We start from the raw sequence: 17,649 nt of genomic DNA on the forward strand, positions 1-17,649 counted from the left end.
CGACTTCTCCCGCGGCCCACGGTTTAGTGATCCCATGCGACTGCTTGCCATCGATACCGCGCTCGACGCCTGCTCGGTCGCCGTCCATGACGGCAGCGGCGATGTGCTGCGCCTGACCTCGGCCAGCGAGGTGCTGGGCCGCGGCCATGCCGAGCGGCTGATGGGCATGATCGGCGAGGTGATGGCCGAGGCGAGCCTGCCTTTTGCCGCGCTCGACCGGATCGCCGTCACCGTCGGTCCCGGTTCCTTCACCGGTCTCCGGGTCGGCCTGTCCGCCGCCCGCGGCATCGCCCTCGTGGTCGGGGCGCCGGCGGTCGGCATCGGCACCCTGGCAGCACTTGCCGCCACCTTGTCGACGGGCGAGCCCGTCCACGCGGTGCTGGCGGCCAAGGGCGGCGAGATCTACGCGCAAGGATTTGCCGCCGACGGGACGCCGCTGGATGCCCCGCAGGTCGTCGATGCCGCAGCCTACGGCGCCGCGCTGCCATCGGGGAGCGCGCTATACGGCAGCGGTGCCGCGAAGCTGGTGGCGGCGAGCGGACGCGAAGATCTGAGGGTCCTCGGCGAACCCGGCTGGCCGGATATCGCCGCCGTCGCGCGGCTCGGTGCCCTCGCCGAAATCGGCAGCCATCCGCCCGAACCGCTTTACTTGCGCCCGCCCGACGCGGCGCCCGCGCGGCGCGACTTGCGGTTGCTGGCATGAGCTACTGGTGGTTCCTGCCCTCGCCGCCGGTGGTCGAGGAGGCGACGCCCTCCGACCATTCGGTGCTTGCCGAGATCCACGAGCGCTCGTTCCCCAGCGGCTGGAGCGAGGACGATCTGGCGGCGCTCGCGCGCCAGCCCGGCGTCACCATCCTGCAGGCCCGGCGCTCCAGCCTTCTCGGCAGCCGCTCCATCCTCGGTTTCGTGATCCTGCGGGTTGCCGCCGACGAGGCGGAGGTGCTGACGATCGCGGTCGATCCGCGCCAGCGCCAGCGCGGCGTCGGGGCGCTTTTGATGCGGCATGCCCTCTCGCGGCTCTATGCCGACCGGATCGCCTCGCTGTTTCTCGAGGTCGATGCCGCCAATGCTCCGGCGCTGGCGCTTTACCGCCGTCTCGGCTTCCGCAAGGTGGGCGAACGGCGCGGCTATTATCGCGACAGCGCGGGCGACGGCGGTGCGCTTGTCATGCGGGTCGATCTGGCGTAATCGGCTTGGCGGTAGCGCAAGGCCCGCGAGCCGGCCGGCGCACCGGTCGACGGGCGCGAGCCGGGAGCGCGAGCCAGTGGCGCGAGAAGGAGAGGCGAGATGACCGATTCCGGCAGCCGCAAGGGCGCCGAGACCGCGGCCGAACAGCCGGCCGCCTCGCTGGAGGAGCAGTGCGTTGCCAAGGGCATGCGCATGACCGAGCAGCGGCGGATCATCGCCCGGGTCATCGAGGGCGCCAGCGACCATCCCGACGTCGAGGAGCTCTACCGCCGCGCCGTCGAGAACGACCCGCGCATCTCCATTTCCACAGTCTATCGCACAGTGAAGCTGTTCGAGGATGCCGGCATCATCGAGCGCCACGATTTCCGCGACGGGCGCGCCCGCTACGAGACCGTGCCGGAAGAGCATCACGACCACCTGATCGACCTGAAGAGCGGCAACGTCATCGAGTTCCGCAACGAGGAGATCGAGCGGCTGCAGGAAGCCATCGCCCGCAAGCTCGGCTACCGGCTGGTCGATCACCGGCTCGAGCTTTACGGCGTGCCCTTGTCGCCGAAGGACCAGGACTGATCCGATGATGCGCCTGCGCGCCGCGACCGTCCTGGCGACCCTGACGGTGGTGACGCTGCCGCTGATTCCCGTGCAATGGCTGGCGCTGCGCCTGAAGGGCGGGCTGAAGCGCTCCCTGCCCGTTGTCTGGCACCGCATCGCCTGCCGCACCGTCGGCATCCGCGTGCGCGAGATCGGCAAGCCGGCGCGCGAGCGGCCGCTGCTGATCGTCGCCAATCACGTGTCCTGGCTCGACATCACCGTTCTCGGCAGCCGCATGCCGTTGTCCTTCGTCGCCAAGACCGAGGTCGCGTCCTGGCCGGTCTTCGGGCTTTTCGCCAAGCTGCAGCGCTCGGTCTTCGTCGACCGGCAGCGGCGCAGCGCGACCGGGCGCACCGCCGAGGAACTGGGTACGCGCCTTGCCTCGGGCGATGCAATGGTTCTGTTCGCGGAAGGCACGTCGAACAGCGGCAACGAGGTGCTGCCCTTCCGCTCTGCGCTGATCGGCGCCGCGCGCCATGCGCTGGCCGGCGACGATGGCGAGATGTGGATCCAGCCGCTGGCGCTTGCCTATACCCATCTGCACGGCTTGCCGATGGGGCGCCAGTTCCGACCGCACGTCGCCTGGTACGGCGACATGGAGATGGTGCCGCATTTCATGAACGTGGTCCGCCAGGGCGCGGTCGATGTCGCCGTGGTCTGGGGCGAGCCGATCCGGGTGCGGCCCGACATGGACCGCAAGACGCTGACGCGGCTGCTGGAGGACGAGGTGCGCCGCCTCGCCGGTAATGTCCGCGCGGGTCATCCCCCGGCGGGGCCCGAGCTGCCGCCCGCCGCCCCGGCGGCCGATGGGCCGGCCGAAGCGGACGAACCCGCTATTCTCAAGGCGGCCGAAAACGGCTAAAGCAGGCACGACAGGCGAGCGGCCGGGCGCGCGAGGCGCGCCGCCGCTATCGCACCCTTGACACAATCCGTCGGCAAGACTTCAGCCATTGGCTGCCGGACGGCATGCGGCGCGGCAAGACCCGCGCGGAGACAGGATGAGCGAAGAGACCACCAACGCCCCGGCAGGGGATGGCATCGTCAGCAATCCGGCGGCCGGCCTCGCCGCCGGCACGGCTCCTGCGCGCCGGGTCTTCGTCAAGACCTATGGCTGCCAGATGAACGTCTATGACAGCGAGCGGATGACCGACGCGCTGGTGCCGCAGGGCTACAGCGCCACGCAGACGCTCGAGGATGCCGACCTGATCATCCTCAACACCTGCCATATCCGCGAAAAGGCGGCCGAGAAGGTCTATTCGGAGCTCGGGCGGCTGCGCAAGCTGAAGGCCGAGCGTGCCGAGCAGGGACGCGAAACGATGATCGGCGTCGCCGGCTGCGTCGCCCAGGCGGAGGGCGAGGAAATCGCCCGCCGCGCGCCCGTCGTCGATCTGGTCTTCGGTCCGCAGACCTATCACCGGCTGCCGGAACTGGTCAGCCGTGCGGCGGCCGGCGAGAGCGTCGTCGAGACCGAATTCGAGATCGAGGAAAAGTTCCGCCATCTGTCCAAGCCGCAGGCCGAGGCCAAGGCGACGGCAAGCGGACGGCCGCGCAGCTATACTGCGTTCCTGACCGTGCAGGAGGGGTGCGACAAGTTCTGCACCTTCTGCGTGGTGCCCTACACGCGCGGCGCCGAGGTGTCGCGCGACGTGGCGCAGATCGTCGCCGAGGCCGAACGGCTGGCCGCACGCGGCATTCGCGAGGTCACGCTGCTCGGCCAGAACGTCAATGCCTGGCATGGTGCGGGGCCGGAGGGCGGTGCCTGGGGGCTCGGTCAGCTGCTGGAGCGGCTGGCACGCATCGACGGGATCGACCGGCTGCGCTACACGACCAGCCACCCGCGCGACATGGACGATGCGCTGCTCGCCGCCCATCGCGACCTGCCGCAGGTGATGCCCTACCTGCATCTGCCGGTGCAGTCAGGCTCGGATCGCATTCTCAAGGCGATGAACCGCAAGCACACGCGCGACGACTATTTCCGCCTGATCGACCGCATCCGCGCGGCCCAGCCGGATCTTGCCCTGTCCTGCGATTTCATTGTCGGCTTCCCGGGCGAGACGGACGCGGATTTCCGCGACACGATGGACCTGATCGAGCAGGTCGGCTTCGCCTCGGCATTTTCCTTCAAGTACAGCCCGCGTCCCGGCACGCCCGGCGCGACCATGGCCGATCATGTGCCCGAAGAGGTCATGAACGAGCGGCTGCTGGAGCTACAGGCTCTGGTGGCGCGGCAGCAGAAGGGGTTCAACGAAAGCCTCGTCGGGCGCACCTGCGATGTGCTGGTCGAAAAGCATGGCCGCAATCCCGGCCAGCTGAACGGCCGTTCGCCCTGGCTGCAGCCGGTGCAGTTCGATGCGGACGAAAGCCTGATCGGCGAGATCGTGCCGGTGGAAATCGTCGGAACCGGCGCGAATTCCCTGTTCGCGCGTCTCGCGCCGGGGCACAATAAAGGGCAGGCAAGTCCCTTGCGGGCCCAGGCGTGAGGCCCGCACACGGGGTTTCAGGAGGCATGATGCCAGGAGAAGCCGCTTGAACGGCGCCAGCCGGACACCCGGCCGGGGCGGTTACCGCGCCGCGGTCCCCGCTTCGGACATGACCCATGTGGTTCTGGCCTTCGACGACAACAGGCTCGTCGGCGATCTTTTCGGCCAGTTCGACCAGAATCTCGCACTCATCGAGCAGCGCCTCGGCGTCGACGCGGTGGCGCGGGGCAATCAGGTGATCATCAAGGGGCGCCATTCCGGCTGCGAGCAGGCTCGCCGCGCGCTGGAATCGCTCTATGCACGCCTGCAGCAAGGCTACGAGCTGCATCCGGGCGACGTGGAAGGGGCATTGCGCATGGCCGCTGCGGAAGAAGCGCAACTCGACCTGCCGACCATCGAGCCGCGCTCGCATCTGACCTATGCCCAGGTTTCGACCCGCCGCAAGACGGTGCTGGCCCGCACCCCGGCGCAGGATGCCTATATCCGTGCGATGGACCGGGCAGATCTTACCTTCGGCGTCGGGCCGGCCGGTACCGGCAAGACCTTTCTTGCCGTTGCCTATGCGGCAGCGCTGCTGGAGCGCGGCGACGTGGCCCGGCTGATCCTGTCGCGTCCGGCGGTGGAGGCGGGCGAGCGGCTCGGCTTCCTGCCCGGCGACATGAAGGAGAAGGTCGACCCCTATCTGCGCCCGCTCTACGACGCGCTTTACGAGATGATGCCGGCGGAAAAGGTCGAGCGCGGCCTGCAGTCCGGCATGATCGAGGTGGCGCCGCTCGCCTTCATGCGCGGGCGCACCCTCTCCAACGCGGTTGTGATTCTGGACGAATCCCAGAACACCACCACGATGCAGATGAAGATGTTCCTGACGCGCCTTGGCGAGAACTCGCGGATGATCGTCACCGGCGATCCGAGCCAGGTCGACCTGCCGCCGGGCCAGAAGTCGGGCCTGCGCGAGGCGCTGGGCTTGCTGGAAGGCGTCGAGGGCGTGGCGCAGGTGCGCTTCACCGAGGTCGACGTGGTCCGCCACGAGCTCGTCGCCCGTATCGTGCGCGCTTACGACGATGCGGGCCGCGAGGCGAGTGCCGAGCGCGATGCGGCCGAGGCTGCCGCCGAAGCGGCACGGCGATCTCCGCGGCGGGGCCCGGCGACATGAGCCAGGCCGAAGGCGTGGTGCCGGAGATCGACGTTGCCGTCGAGGCCGACGGCTGGCCGGGCGAAGACGAGCTGGAAGCGCTTGTCGCGCGGGTCGTCGAGGTGGCCTGCCGCGAGGCGGAGCTGGAGCTGATCGAGGGCGCGGAGCTCTCGGTCGTCTTTGCCGACGATGCGCGCGTGCGCGAGCTCAACCGCGACTGGCGCGACAAGGATGCGCCGACCAACGTCCTGTCCTTCCCGGGCGGAGACGAGGAAGAGCCGCCGTTCGGTCCGCTTCTCGGCGACATCATTCTGGCCCGCGAGACGGTTGCGCGCGAGGCCGGGGAGCTCGAGATCGCATTTTCCGACCACGTGACGCATCTTGTTGCGCATGGATTCCTTCACCTTTTCGGTTACGATCACCAAATGGAGGACGAAGCCGAGGAGATGGAAGCCCTGGAGCGGCGCATTCTGGCCGTTCTGGGTATTGCAGACCCTTACCGGGACCCTCTGGTGTCCGGCACCGAAACGGAGAGCGAGACGCCCGTGTGAGCGGGCGTGAAAACCGATATGAATGATACAGAGGTCCGAAGTACGACCGACACTCCGGCGTCGCAAAATGCGGCAGCAGGAGCGGCGGCAGAAGCCGCCCAGACCGACGGCGAACCGCAGCGATCGCTGCGCAGCGTGTGGTCCGATGCCCTGAAACGGTTTGCCGGTCTGCGGCGACCGGGCAACGGTGCGGGCACGCTGCGCCAGAATCTCCAGGACGAACTGGCCCGCGAGGCCGACGACAGCGCGAGCTTCACACCCGAAGAGCGTATCCTGCTGTCCAACATCCTGCGCCTGCGCGAGGTGCGGGTGGAGGACGTCATGGTGCCGCGCGCCGACATCGATGCGGTGGAGGACACCGTCACCGTGTCCCGGTTGATGGACGTGTTCCGCGAGAGCGGCCACTCCCGCATGCCGGTCTATCACGACGGCCTCGACGACCCGCGCGGCATGGTCCACATAAAGGACCTGATGGCCTATTTCGTCGGCCGCGCGACGCCTGAAGACAAGCGCGAGGACCAGCGCAACGGCGAGGCCAAGACGGCGGACGCCAGCGAGGCGCCGGCGAGCAACGAGCCGCAGCTCTTCGACCTGACGCGGGTCGATCTTTCGTTGCCGCTGGCCGAGGCCAACCTGATCCGTCCGGTTCTCTTCGTGCCGCCATCCATGCCGGCGACCGACCTGATGGCGAAGATGCAGGCGGACCGCGTGCAGATGGCGCTGGTGATCGACGAATACGGCGGCACCGAAGGCCTCGTCTCGCTGGAAGACATCGTCGAGACCGTGGTCGGAGACATCGAGGACGAACACGACGAGGACGAGGAGGCGATGATCCAGAAGGTCGCCGACGGCGTCTGGGTCGCGGATCCGCGTGTTCCGGTCGAGGAAGTCGAGGAGGCGGTCGGGACCGACTTCCAGCTCGGCGATCTTGCCGAGGAGGTCGACACGCTCGGCGGTCTGGTCTTCACCCTGGTCGGACGTGTTCCGGTGCGCGGCGAGCTGCTCGCCGCCCGCGAGTTTCCCGGTTACGAGTTCGAGGTGCTCGACGCCGACCCGCGCCGCATCAAGCGTCTGCGGATCCGGGCGCGGCGTCCCGAGGCCCGCCTCACGGAAACGCGCCGGCGCCTGCGCCGGCCGGAGGCGGCCAACTAGGCCGCGAACACGCGATCGTGATCCTCATCCCTTGCAGGCCGCGCCATGTGCCATCCGGTGCAGGGCGCGGCCTTCGCGTTACTTGACCGGCGCGGGGGCGCCGGGAATGGTCCGGTGACGGGCGACTGATTCGCCTTTCCGTTGCATCGCGGACCATCCCGATGCGCAAAGCAGGAGCCGACACCGTGCTGCGCCTCGCACAGGTTTTCCTTCTCGCTCATGGCTGGCGACGCTGGCTGCTGGCAGCATCCGCCGGTGCCATCGCCGCCCTTGCCATGCCGCCCTTCGGGTTGTTTCCGGTCCTTGCCCTGTCGATGCCGGCGCTGGTCTGGCTGCTGGACGGCGCGATCTCGGACGAGATGGGCTGGTCACGCCGTCTGCGGCCGGGCCTTGCGATCGGCTGGTGGTTCGGCTTCGGCTTCCATCTGGCGGGCCTGTGGTGGATCGGCCGGGCATTCCTCGTCGAGGCGGATGTCTTTGCCTGGATGATCCCTTTCGCGGTCGTGCTGCTGCCGGCGGGCCTGGCGCTGTTCACCGGACTTGCGACGCTGTTTGCGGCTCTCGCCTGGCGCGACGGCCCGGACCGTCTGCTGCTTCTGGCGCTGGTGCTGACGCTCGCCGACTGGCTGCGCGGCCATGTGCTCACCGGATTTCCCTGGAACCTGTGGGGCTATGCCTTCGGCGACTACACCGTCCTGATGCAGCCGGCGGCGCTGGTCGGCGTCTACGGGCTCGGCCTCCTCGTTGCGACGATCTTCTGCGGTCTCGCCGGCTTTGCCGACGGCACGCGCGGCGGGCGGCGCATGGGTGTCGTCTCGCTGGCGTTGCTGGCCGCAGTTGCCGGCTATGGTGCCGCGCGCCTGTCGCTCGCGCCCGTGTCGCAAGGCGAGGAGATCGCCATCCGGGTGGTGCAGCCGTCGATCCCGCAGGAAGAAAAGTGGCAGCCGGAAAACCGAGCACGGGTCTTCCAGACCTATCTGGAGGCGAGCCGCGCCCCCTGGCAGGGCGAGGAAGCCGATGCCGGCTTGCCGCGCCTGGTGATCTGGCCGGAATCCGCACCGCCCTTCCTCTTGACCGAAGCCCCGGAGGCGCTGGCCGCCATCGCCGACCTGCTGCGCGGCGAGGACACGCTGGTGACCGGAGCGATCCGGGCCAGTGTCGAGGATGCCGGCAAGCGGGTGTTCTACAACTCGGTCTTCGTCATCGATGGGGAAGGCACGATCCGCGACGCCTACGACAAGGTGCGTCTGGTGCCCTTCGGCGAATACCTGCCGTTTGGCGATCTCTTGGAGACGGTCGGCCTCACCAAGCTGGTGGAACTGCCCGGAACCTTCCGCGCCGGCTTCCGTCAGCGCACGCTGGAACCGGTCGCCGGCCCCGCATTCCTGCCGTTGATCTGCTACGAGGCCATCTTCCCGCAGGCCGCGACCTCGCGCGATGGCCGGCCGGGTTTTCTTCTCAATGTTACCAATGATGCCTGGTTCGGCGACACGCCGGGGCCGCGCCAGCATTTCGTGCAAGCGCGCATGCGCGCGGTCGAGCAGGGGCTTCCGGTTGTGCGGGCCGCCAACACAGGCATATCAGGAGTTGTCGATGCCTATGGCCGCGTGCTGGACATGCGCCCGCTGATGGAAGCTGCGACGATCGACACGCGCCTTCCTTCTGCGATTTCCGCAGGGTCATTTGCACTATATGGCGAGACGGCATTGTCAATTTTCCTGATAGTTTTTCTTGGCACCCTCCTGATAACGCGTTACTTAGGATATGCGCGTAATGATTGACGGGCTGGCAGGCGGCACGGCATCATAACAACCGGGGCAGCTTGTTGCGTAGAACAGGTTGCAACCCTGTGAACCGGCGTCGGTTCTTTCTCGATGTTCTGATGTGCGGATACACGTATCCGGCGAGAGTGTCTGGGATCGAATAAAGAAACGCTGGGTAAAGTAAGTATGGTCACAGCATTCGAAAGAGCCGGAAAGAAGACGAACATGAGCAGCAAGAAGGCACCGAACCCCATCGACGTGCATGTTGGAAGCCGCGTGCGACTGCGTCGTATGATGCTTGGAATGAGCCAGGAAAAACTTGGCGAGAGCCTTGGTATCACATTTCAGCAAATTCAGAAGTATGAAAAAGGCACCAACCGCATCGGCGCCAGCCGGTTGCAGCACATTGCCACGATCCTGAAGGTGCCGGTCGCCTTCTTCTTCGAGGACGCACCGGGCACGCCGGAAGACGCGAGCGGCTTCGGCGAGGCCAAGCCGGCATCCTACGTGGTCGACTTCCTGTCCTCCTCGGAAGGCCTGTCGCTGAACAAGGCCTTCGTGCGGATCGAAGACGCCAAGGTGCGTCGCCGCGTGGTGGATCTCGTTCGCGCGCTGGCCGGCGAAGAGGTCTGAGCACTCCCTGATCTGCCGCACGGACGGGCAGGCCGGCGCAGCCGTCTTCGTCCGTCCGCAAGGCCGCTTGATCCTGCGGCGCACGCGCGCCGCCGCGGGTTGCGCGCCCGCATGGCTTGACGAGCCGTCGTCTTCGCTGGCATGTGTCGTGCGTGGCGGCGGGGGTCCCTGCCGCTTCTTTCTATTCTTCCCAGAAGGACGGTTGAACGTGGCTCGTCAAGATTATCTCTTCACTTCCGAATCCGTGTCGGAAGGCCATCCCGACAAGGTTTGCGACCGCATCTCCGATACGGTCGTCGATGCCTTCATCTCCGAGATGCCGGAAGCGCGCGTTGCCTGCGAAACGCTGGCAACCACCAACCGTGTCGTGATCGCGGGTGAAACCCGTGGTCCGGCGACGATCACCAACGAATACATCGCGCATCTGGCCCGCATGGCCATCCGCGACATCGGCTACGAGCAGGAGGGCTTCCACTGGGAGGCCTGCGACATCGCCGTCCATCTGCACGCCCAGTCGGCCCACATCGCCCAGGGCGTCGACGCTGCCGACAACAAGGACGAAGGCGCTGGCGACCAGGGCATCATGTTCGGTTACGCCTGCCGCGAGACGCCGGAGCTGATGCCGGCGCCGATCTACTATTCGCACAAGATCCTCCGTCTGCTCGCCGAAGCCCGCAAGACCGGCAAGGAGCCGGCGCTCGGGCCGGACGCGAAGAGCCAGGTCACCGTGCGCTACGAGAACGGCATGCCGGTCGGCGTCACCTCGATCGTGCTGTCGACCCAGCACCTCGATCCTAAGTTGACCTCCCATGACATCCGCGCCATCGTCGAGCCCTACATCGTCACGGCGCTGCCGGGCGGCTGGGTGACCAAGGACACGGCCTGGCACGTCAACCCGACCGGTGCCTTCGTCATCGGCGGTCCCGACGGCGACGCCGGCCTGACCGGCCGCAAGATCATCGTCGACACCTATGGCGGTGCCGCTCCCCATGGCGGCGGCGCCTTCTCGGGCAAGGATCCGACCAAGGTCGACCGCTCGGCCGCCTACGCGGCCCGCTATCTGGCCAAGAACGTGGTCGCGGCGAACCTTGCCGACCGCTGCACCATCCAGCTCTCCTACGCCATCGGCGTCGCCGAGCCGCTGTCGGTCTATGTCGACCTGCACGGCACCGGCAAGGTCGAGGAAGCGAAGCTGGAGAAGGCCCTGCGCGAGGTGATGCACCTGACCCCGCGCGGCATTCGCCAGCACCTCCAGCTCAACCGGCCGATCTACGCCCGCACGGCTGCCTACGGCCACTTCGGCCGCGAGCCGGAGGAGGACGGTGGCTTCTCCTGGGAGAAGATCGACCTGGTGCACGCGCTGCGCGACGCCGTCGCCTGATATCGCGCCGGGCCGCAAGGCCCCGGCCAGCCATCCCGCCCGGCATCCAGGTGCCGGGCGGACTTCGTTTCTGCCGCCCCGATGCGCGCCGTGATGCGCCAGCCGGGACGTATGTTGCCGGACCTGCACGCACATGACGGACCACAGCAAGGGCTCCTTCTTCGGCCGCCGCGTCGGCAAGCCGCTGCGCGCGCAGCGGCGCGAGGTCTTCGAGGCCGCGCTTCAGCGCCTGCAGCCGGATCTGGCGCTGCCCGCGCCGCAGGACCCGCGCGACCTGTTTTCGGGCGAGGTCGATACGGTCTGGATGGAGATCGGCTTCGGCGGCGGCGAGCACCTGCTGCATGAGGCGCAGCGGCTGCCGACGACCGGGTTCATCGGCGTCGAACCCTTCGTCAGCAGCCTGGCCAAGGCCGTTGTCGAGATCGAGACGCAGGAGCTCGCCAATGTCCGGGTCTATGGCGACGATGCGATCAAGCTGCTGGACTGGCTGCCGGACGCCTCGCTCGACGGCATCTACCAGCTCTATCCGGACCCTTGGCCCAAGCGTCGGCACTGGAAGCGGCGCTTCGTCAATCCGGTCAATCTCGACCGCATGGCACGTGTGCTGAAGCCCGGCGCGCTGTACCGGTTCGCCAGCGACATCGACACCTATGTCGACTGGACGCTGGCCCGCCTGCTCGCCCATCCCGCCTTCGAATGGACGGCGGAAGGGGTGTCCGACTGGCTGGTTCCCTGGCAGCCCTGGTCGGGCACGCGCTACGAGGCGAAGGCCTATCGGGAGGGGCGCAAAGGCCACTATCTCGAGTTCCGAAGGCTGTAGCGCAGGGGTGCGGAATCCGGTCGGCGGGCGAATTTTCTTGCGTTTGGCCGCTATCCGCGTATAGTGAACCTACTTAAATTCTCTAGCGGCTCGCATGAGCAGTATGAGAGTGGGCCCTCCCGGGGGCCCGCTCTTTTTGTTTTGGCGAATGCCCTTTGGCCCCACGGGGAGGCAGAGTTGGACCAGGAAACGCGGATCGTCCGGGAAAACGGACTGGAGGCACGCATCGCGGCCATGCTCGAGCCGGCGATCGTCGATCTGGGATTCCAGCTCGTGCGCGTCAAGCTGTCCGGCGTCGACGGTATGACCCTGCAGATCATGGCGGAGCGTCCCGACGGCACGATGACCGTCGACGATTGCGAGGCGGTGAGCCGCGCGGTCACCCCGATTCTCGACGTCGAGGATCCGATCGACCGCGAGTACAATCTGGAGATTTCCTCGCCCGGTATCGACCGGCCGCTGGTGCGCGCCGTGGATTTCGAGCGCTGGCGCGGGCATTTCGCCAAGCTGGAGCTTGCCGTGCCGCGCGACGGCCGCAAGCGCTTCCGCGGCGAGATCCGGGCCATCGAGGATGGCGATCTGGTGCTGCGTCTCGAGGACCTGCCGGACGACGGCGAGCCGGACGTACGTCTTGCGCTCGCCGACATCGCCGAGGCTCGCCTGGTGCTGACCGACGAGCTCGTCGAGGCGGCGTTGAAGGCGGACAAGGCGGCGCGCCGCAAGGCGTCCGCCAACGGGGCCGACAAGGACTGATCCGCCGTTGCGGGCGAGAGGAAACGGAATTCCGAGGGAAGCGGCCATGCCCTTCCAGATGACAGGAAGCGCCGGCGAGACCGGCGCGAGAGGAGTGGACTGAGATGGCAATCAGTGCGAACCGGCTGGAGCTGCTGCAGATCGCGGATGCGGTCGCGCGCGAAAAGACGATCGATCGCGGCATCGTGATCGCTGCGATGGAAGACGCGATCCAGAAGGCCGCGCGCTCGCGCTACGGTTCCGAGACCGAAGTGCGCGCCGAGATCAATCCGCGCACCGGCGAGATCAAGCTGCAGCGCCTGCTGCTGGTCGTCGACAGCGTCGAGAACTCCTCGACCGAGATCGACAAGGCAGAGGCCCTGCGCCGCAACCCGATGGCGCAGATCGGCGACTACATCGCCGAGCCGCTGCCGCCGCTGGACTTCGGCCGCATCGCCGCCCAGTCGGCCAAGCAGGTGATCGTGCAGAAGGTGCGCGAGGCCGAGCGCGACCGCCAGTACGACGAGTTCAAGGATCGCATCGGCGAGATCGTCAACGGCGTGGTCAAGCGCGTCGAATACGGCAACGTGATCGTCGATCTGGGCCGCGGCGAGGCGATCGTGCGCCGCGACGAACTGATCCCGCGCGAGCTGTTCCGCAACGGCGACCGCATCCGTGCCTATGTCTACGACGTGCGGCGCGAGCAGCGCGGCCCGCAGATCTTCCTGTCGCGCACCCATCCGCAGTTCATGGCGAAGCTGTTCGCCCAGGAAGTGCCGGAGATCTATGACGGCGTCATCGAGATCCGGGCGGTCGCCCGCGATCCGGGCTCGCGCGCCAAGATCGCCGTCATCTCCAAGGACAGCTCCATCGATCCGGTCGGCGCCTGCGTCGGCATGCGCGGCAGCCGCGTCCAGGCGGTCGTCGGCGAGCTGCAGGGCGAGAAGATCGACATCATTCCGTGGAACCCGGATCACGCGACCTTCATCGTCAACGCGCTGCAGCCGGCCGAGGTGGCCAAGGTCGTCCTCGACGAGGATGCGGAGCGTATCGAGGTGGTGGTGCCGGACGAGCAGCTGTCGCTGGCCATCGGCCGCCGCGGCCAGAATGTGCGCCTCGCGTCCCAGCTGACCGGCTGGGCGATCGACATCATGACCGAGCATGATGAGTCCGAGCGTCGCCAGAAGGAATTCACCGATCGCACGCAGCTCTTCATGGAAGCGCTGAACGTCGACGAGGTCGTCGGCCAGCTTCTCGCCTCCGAAGGATTTGCCTCGGTGGAAGAAGTGGCGTATGTCGAGCGCGAAGAGGTCGCCACGATCGAGGGCTTCGATGAGGAGACCGCCGACGAGATCCAGGCACGTGCCCGCGAATATCTCGAGGAGATCGAGGCGAAGCTCGACGAGGAGCGCCGCGAACTTGGCGTTTCCGACGACCTCCGCAACATCAACGGCCTGACGACGGCCATGCTGGTCGCGCTTGGCAAGGACGGCGTCAAGTCCGTCGAGGACCTGGCCGGCTGCGCCACCGACGATCTCGTCGGATGGACCGAACGCGCCAATGGCGAGGTCACGCGCCACGAAGGTGCGCTGACCGGGTTCGACATTAGCCGCGCCGAGGCCGAGGAAATGATCATGGCCGCGCGCATCGAGGCGGGCTGGATCACCGAGGCCGATCTGGCCGCGGAAGAAGAGCCGTCCGAAGCCGAGGATGGCGAGGACGGGAACGAGTCGGGCGTCGTTGCGACCGGCGTGGTGCACGAGGTCTGACCCTGGCTGAGCCGGGGCCGACACGACCGGCGGAGCGATACGGGTGCCGAGACGAAACGAGCCGTTGGAACGAAGCTGCGCGCTGACCCGCGCGGTGCGTCCGGTGGACGAGATGATCCGTTTCGTCGCGGGCCCGGACGGCAACATCGTCCCCGACCTGCGGCGCAGGCTGCCGGGCCGGGGGGTCTGGATCACGGCGAGCCGCCAGTCGGTCGCCGAGGCCCAGAAGAAGAAAGTGTTTTCGCGCGCGCTCAAGGATGGGTCCGTGCGGGTGGAGGGCGACCTGGCAGACCAGGTCGATGCCCTCATCGAGCGGTCCGCGCTCAATGCGTTGTCTCTGGCCCGAAAGGCCGGCGAGGTCGTCAGCGGCTTCGCAAAGGTTGAGGCAGCGGTGCGCGGGCAGGATGTCATAGGTCTCGTCCAGGCGCGCGATGGCGGCGACGACGGGGCCAGAAAGCTCGCGGCAATCGCGCGGGCGCGCTTTGCCGATACCGGCGGTTGCCGGCTCATCGGCTGTTTTACATCGGCTCAATTGGATTTGGCATTGGGTCGGTCAAATGTGATACATGCTGCACTGCTTGCAGGCCGGGCAGGCGAGAACGCTCTCGTCCGGGTTGAGGAACTGGAGCGTTTCCGTACCGGTTCCGGCAGCGACCCTGTCGCCGGAACGCTCGGCGATCCGGTTGCGAACGACGGTGCGGGCAGTGCGGTGATCCAGGACTGAAGGCGATATGAGCGAAACGAAAAACCCCGGCGACAAGACGATCAGCATGGAGCGCAAGACACTGGGCCTGAAACGCTCCGGCGTTGAACAGGGCACGGTCCGTCAGAGCTTCTCCCATGGCCGCACCAAGGCGGTCGTGGTGGAGAAGAAGAAGCGCCGCGTCGTCCTGCCGGGCGAGGGCGGCAAGCCCGAGGCCGAGGCCGAGGCACCGCGCGCCCCGGCGCCGCAGCAGCGGCGGCCCGATGTCGAGCCGCAGCCGGTCCCGCAGCGTCGTGCCGAGCCGGCACCGCAGCGTCCGCGCGGCGGCAACATCCTGCGCACCCTCACCGAAGATGAGGCCGCTGCCCGTCAGCAGGCCCTGATCGAGGCACAGCGCCGCGATGCGGAAGACCGCAAGCGCCGCGAGGAAGAAGAGCGCCTGCGCGCCATCGAGGAAGAGCGCCGCAAGGTCGAAGAGGCGGAACGCGCCAAGCGGGAGGCCGAGGAGGCCGCCCTTCGCGCCGCCGAAGAGGCCGAGCGCAAGAAGGACGAGGACACCCGCGAGAAGGTCACGGCTGCGGATGCGGCCAGCGCCATCGCGGCTGCCGTCGGCGAGGTTTCGACCTCCGCACCGGCGCCGGCTGCCCGCGACGACGCGGCCCGCAAGCCCGCCGCAGCGCCTGCGGCCGCTCCTGCGCGCCGTGCCGGCGAAGACGACGACGACGCCCGCAAGGGCGGCGTGAAGGCTGTCAAGCGCGCCAAGGTCGCGCCGGCACGTCCGCCGGCAAAGACCCCCGGCGCCGACGACCGCCGCCGGTCGAAGCTGACCATCTCCTCCGCCACCGGCGACGACGAGGGGCGCAGCCGTTCGCTCGCTTCGCTGCGTCGCCGCCGCGAGAAGGAGCGTCGGGCCGGCCAGCAGGTGGTGCGCGAGAAGATTTCCCGCGAGGTGATTCTGCCCGAGGCGATCACCATCCAGGAGCTCGCGAACCGCATGGCCGAGCGTGCCGTCGACGTGATCAAGCTGCTGATGAAGCAGGGCCAGATGCTCAAGATCAACGATGTGATCGACGCCGACACGGCGGAGCTGATTGCCTCGGAGATGGGCCACACCGTCAAGCGCGTGTCGGAATCCGACGTCGAGGAAGGCCTGTTCTCGGCTGCCGATGCGGACGATGCGCTCGAGTCGCGTCCGCCGGTCGTCACGATCATGGGCCATGTCGACCATGGCAAGACGTCGCTGCTCGACGCGCTGCGCCGCTCCAACGTGGTGCAGGGCGAGGCCGGTGGCATCACCCAGCACATCGGCGCCTACCAGGTCGAGCAGGGCGGTCACAAGATCACCTTCATCGACACCCCGGGCCACGCCGCCTTTACCCAGATGCGTGCCCGCGGCGCCAAGGCCACGGACATCGTCATCCTGGTGGTGGCTGCCGATGACGGCGTCATGCCGCAGACGAAGGAAGCCATCGCCCATGCGAAGGCGGCCGGCGTCCCGATCATCGTGGCGATCAACAAGATCGACAAGCCGTCGGCCGATCCGAGCCGCGTGCGCACCGACCTTCTGCGCGAGGATATCGTGGTGGAGTCGATGGGCGGCGACGTGATCGACGTCGAGGTCTCGGCGCTGAAGCGGCTCAATCTCGACAAGCTGCTCGAGATGATCCTGCTGCAGTCCGAGGTTCTGGAGCTCAAGGCCAACCCGAGCCGCACCGCCGAAGGCATCGTCATCGAGGCGCAGCTCGACAAGGGCCGCGGCCCGGTCGCGACCGTGCTTGTCCAGAAGGGCACGCTCAAGGTCGGCGACATCCTGGTGGCCGGGTCCGAGTGGGGCCGCGTGCGCGCCATGCTCGACGAGAACGGCCAGCAGGTGAAGGAGGCTCCGCCCTCCAAGCCAGTCGAGGTCCTCGGCTTCAACGGCACGCCCGCTGCCGGCGACATGGTCGCCGTCGTCGAGAACGAGGCGCGTGCCCGCGAGATCGTCGACTACCGCCAGCGCCAGAAGCGCGACAAGGCGTCGGTCCTCGCCAGCGGTGCCCGCGGTTCGCTCGAGCAGATGATGAACCGTCTGCAGCAGAGCGGCCACAAGGAGTTCCCGCTGGTCATCAAGGGCGACGTGCAGGGCTCGGTCGAGGCCATTGCCGGTGCGCTGGATCAGCTGGGCACCGACGAGGTCAAGGCGCGCATCCTGCATGCGGGCGTCGGCGGCATCACCGAGAGCGACGTGACGCTGGCAACCGCCTCCAACGCGCCGATCATCGGCTTCAACGTCCGCGCCAACAAGCAGGCGCGCGATGCGGCCGAGCGTGAGGGCATCGAGATCCGCTACTACAACATCATCTACAACCTGGTGGATGACGTTAAGGCGGCAATGTCGGGCCTGCTGTCTCCGGAGCGCCGCGAGACCTTCCTTGGCAATGCGGAGATCCTCGAGATCTTCAACATCACCAAGGTCGGCAAGGTGGCCGGTTGCCGCGTGACCGAGGGCATCGTCGAGCGCGGCGCCCAGGTTCGCCTGATCCGCGACAACGTCGTGATCCACGAAGGCAAGCTCGGTACGCTGAAGCGCTTCAAGGACGAGGTGAAGGAAGTGAATGCCGGTCAGGAATGCGGCATGAACTTCGAGAACTACCAGGACATGCGCCCGGGCGACGTCATCGAGTGCTACCGGGTGGAAGAAGTGGCGCGCACCCTCTAAGGGGTTGCGGCCGCACGTATTGCGCGCCGGCGGGACAGTCCCGCCGGCGTTTGCCG

The 17,649-nt window shown here is 67.6% G+C and carries 16 protein-coding genes; all 16 read left to right on the top strand.

Annotated elements, in window-relative coordinates:
* Positions 1 to 34: 34 nt before the first annotated feature.
* The 16 genes from tsaB (at position 35) to infB (ending at position 17,593) form a co-directional block, all read left to right on the top strand.
* Positions 35 to 703, top strand: coding sequence for a tRNA (adenosine(37)-N6)-threonylcarbamoyltransferase complex dimerization subunit type 1 TsaB (tsaB, locus tag BBX35_RS18500; RefSeq protein WP_067223215.1), 669 nt, complete (start codon positions 35 to 37; stop codon positions 701 to 703).
* A complete protein-coding gene (gene rimI / locus BBX35_RS18505) occupies positions 700 to 1,188 on the top strand; it encodes a ribosomal protein S18-alanine N-acetyltransferase (protein WP_067223218.1) in 489 nt (162 codons plus the stop codon). Before tsaB ends, rimI begins: the two co-directional genes overlap by 4 nt.
* Before the next feature lie 99 nt (positions 1,189 to 1,287).
* Entirely contained in the window at positions 1,288 to 1,758 is a 471-nt protein-coding gene (locus tag BBX35_RS18510) for a Fur family transcriptional regulator (RefSeq protein ID WP_067223221.1), read from the top strand.
* A 4-nt stretch (positions 1,759 to 1,762) separates the two neighbouring features.
* Positions 1,763 to 2,641 carry a lyso-ornithine lipid O-acyltransferase gene (gene olsA, locus BBX35_RS18515; RefSeq protein ID WP_228188958.1) on the top strand — a complete coding sequence of 293 codons (879 nt, stop codon included), beginning with the start codon at positions 1,763 to 1,765 and terminating at the stop codon, positions 2,639 to 2,641.
* A gap of 136 nt (positions 2,642 to 2,777) precedes the next feature.
* Complete coding sequence (gene miaB, locus BBX35_RS18520) at positions 2,778 to 4,259, top strand: tRNA (N6-isopentenyl adenosine(37)-C2)-methylthiotransferase MiaB (protein ID WP_083206427.1); 1,482 nt, start codon at positions 2,778 to 2,780, stop codon at positions 4,257 to 4,259.
* Positions 4,260 to 4,368: 109 nt separating this feature from the next.
* Positions 4,369 to 5,412, top strand: coding sequence for a PhoH family protein (locus tag BBX35_RS18525; protein WP_067223980.1), 1,044 nt, complete (start codon positions 4,369 to 4,371; stop codon positions 5,410 to 5,412).
* Entirely contained in the window at positions 5,409 to 5,942 is a 534-nt protein-coding gene (gene ybeY / locus BBX35_RS18530; protein ID WP_067223224.1) for an rRNA maturation RNase YbeY, read from the top strand. The genes BBX35_RS18525 and ybeY overlap by 4 nt, the downstream gene beginning before the upstream one ends.
* A gap of 18 nt (positions 5,943 to 5,960) precedes the next feature.
* Complete coding sequence (locus tag BBX35_RS18535; protein ID WP_083206428.1) at positions 5,961 to 7,094, top strand: hemolysin family protein; 1,134 nt, start codon at positions 5,961 to 5,963, stop codon at positions 7,092 to 7,094.
* Between the two features lie 161 nt (positions 7,095 to 7,255).
* Complete coding sequence (lnt, locus tag BBX35_RS18540; protein WP_067223227.1) at positions 7,256 to 8,875, top strand: apolipoprotein N-acyltransferase; 1,620 nt, start codon at positions 7,256 to 7,258, stop codon at positions 8,873 to 8,875.
* 207 nt (positions 8,876 to 9,082) lie between these two features.
* Positions 9,083 to 9,490, top strand: a complete 408-nt coding sequence (locus BBX35_RS18545) for a helix-turn-helix domain-containing protein (protein ID WP_067223230.1) — start codon at positions 9,083 to 9,085, stop codon at positions 9,488 to 9,490.
* 208 nt (positions 9,491 to 9,698) lie between these two features.
* Positions 9,699 to 10,871: a methionine adenosyltransferase gene (gene metK / locus BBX35_RS18550; protein ID WP_067223985.1), complete on the top strand. Its 1,173-nt coding sequence runs from the start codon at positions 9,699 to 9,701 to the stop codon at positions 10,869 to 10,871.
* 133 nt (positions 10,872 to 11,004) lie between these two features.
* Positions 11,005 to 11,691: a tRNA (guanine(46)-N(7))-methyltransferase TrmB gene (gene trmB / locus BBX35_RS18555; protein WP_067223231.1), complete on the top strand. Its 687-nt coding sequence runs from the start codon at positions 11,005 to 11,007 to the stop codon at positions 11,689 to 11,691.
* A 177-nt stretch (positions 11,692 to 11,868) separates the two neighbouring features.
* Entirely contained in the window at positions 11,869 to 12,444 is a 576-nt protein-coding gene (rimP, locus tag BBX35_RS18560; protein WP_067223234.1) for a ribosome maturation factor RimP, read from the top strand.
* A 104-nt stretch (positions 12,445 to 12,548) separates the two neighbouring features.
* Positions 12,549 to 14,192 (top strand): transcription termination factor NusA, encoded by a 1,644-nt coding sequence (gene nusA / locus BBX35_RS18565; RefSeq protein ID WP_067223236.1) that lies wholly within the window; start codon positions 12,549 to 12,551, stop codon positions 14,190 to 14,192.
* A 43-nt stretch (positions 14,193 to 14,235) separates the two neighbouring features.
* Entirely contained in the window at positions 14,236 to 14,916 is a 681-nt protein-coding gene (locus BBX35_RS18570) for an RNA-binding protein (RefSeq protein ID WP_083206429.1), read from the top strand.
* A 7-nt stretch (positions 14,917 to 14,923) separates the two neighbouring features.
* Positions 14,924 to 17,593, top strand: a complete 2,670-nt coding sequence (gene infB, locus BBX35_RS18575) for a translation initiation factor IF-2 (protein ID WP_067223245.1) — start codon at positions 14,924 to 14,926, stop codon at positions 17,591 to 17,593.
* The last annotated feature ends 56 nt before the right edge of the window (positions 17,594 to 17,649 follow it).

This window comes from Stappia indica, from assembly GCF_001696535.1.
GTDB lineage: Bacteria > Pseudomonadota > Alphaproteobacteria > Rhizobiales > Stappiaceae > Stappia > Stappia indica.

Excerpts from the sequence above, each read along its gene's own strand:
- tsaB (WP_067223215.1), top strand. The coding sequence starts at position 35 with ATGCGACTGCTTGCCATCGATACCGCGCTCGACGCCTGCTCGGTCGCC.
- rimI (WP_067223218.1), top strand. The coding sequence starts at position 700 with ATGAGCTACTGGTGGTTCCTGCCCTCGCCGCCGGTGGTCGAGGAGGCG.
- BBX35_RS18510 (WP_067223221.1), top strand. The coding sequence starts at position 1,288 with ATGACCGATTCCGGCAGCCGCAAGGGCGCCGAGACCGCGGCCGAACAG.
- olsA (WP_228188958.1), top strand. The coding sequence starts at position 1,763 with ATGATGCGCCTGCGCGCCGCGACCGTCCTGGCGACCCTGACGGTGGTG.
- miaB (WP_083206427.1), top strand. The coding sequence starts at position 2,778 with ATGAGCGAAGAGACCACCAACGCCCCGGCAGGGGATGGCATCGTCAGC.
- BBX35_RS18525 (WP_067223980.1), top strand. The coding sequence starts at position 4,369 with ATGACCCATGTGGTTCTGGCCTTCGACGACAACAGGCTCGTCGGCGAT.
- ybeY (WP_067223224.1), top strand. The coding sequence starts at position 5,409 with ATGAGCCAGGCCGAAGGCGTGGTGCCGGAGATCGACGTTGCCGTCGAG.
- BBX35_RS18535 (WP_083206428.1), top strand. The coding sequence starts at position 5,961 with ATGAATGATACAGAGGTCCGAAGTACGACCGACACTCCGGCGTCGCAA.
- lnt (WP_067223227.1), top strand. The coding sequence starts at position 7,256 with ATGCGCAAAGCAGGAGCCGACACCGTGCTGCGCCTCGCACAGGTTTTC.
- BBX35_RS18545 (WP_067223230.1), top strand. The coding sequence starts at position 9,083 with ATGAGCAGCAAGAAGGCACCGAACCCCATCGACGTGCATGTTGGAAGC.
- trmB (WP_067223231.1), top strand. The coding sequence starts at position 11,005 with ATGACGGACCACAGCAAGGGCTCCTTCTTCGGCCGCCGCGTCGGCAAG.
- nusA (WP_067223236.1), top strand. The coding sequence starts at position 12,549 with ATGGCAATCAGTGCGAACCGGCTGGAGCTGCTGCAGATCGCGGATGCG.
- infB (WP_067223245.1), top strand. The coding sequence starts at position 14,924 with ATGAGCGAAACGAAAAACCCCGGCGACAAGACGATCAGCATGGAGCGC.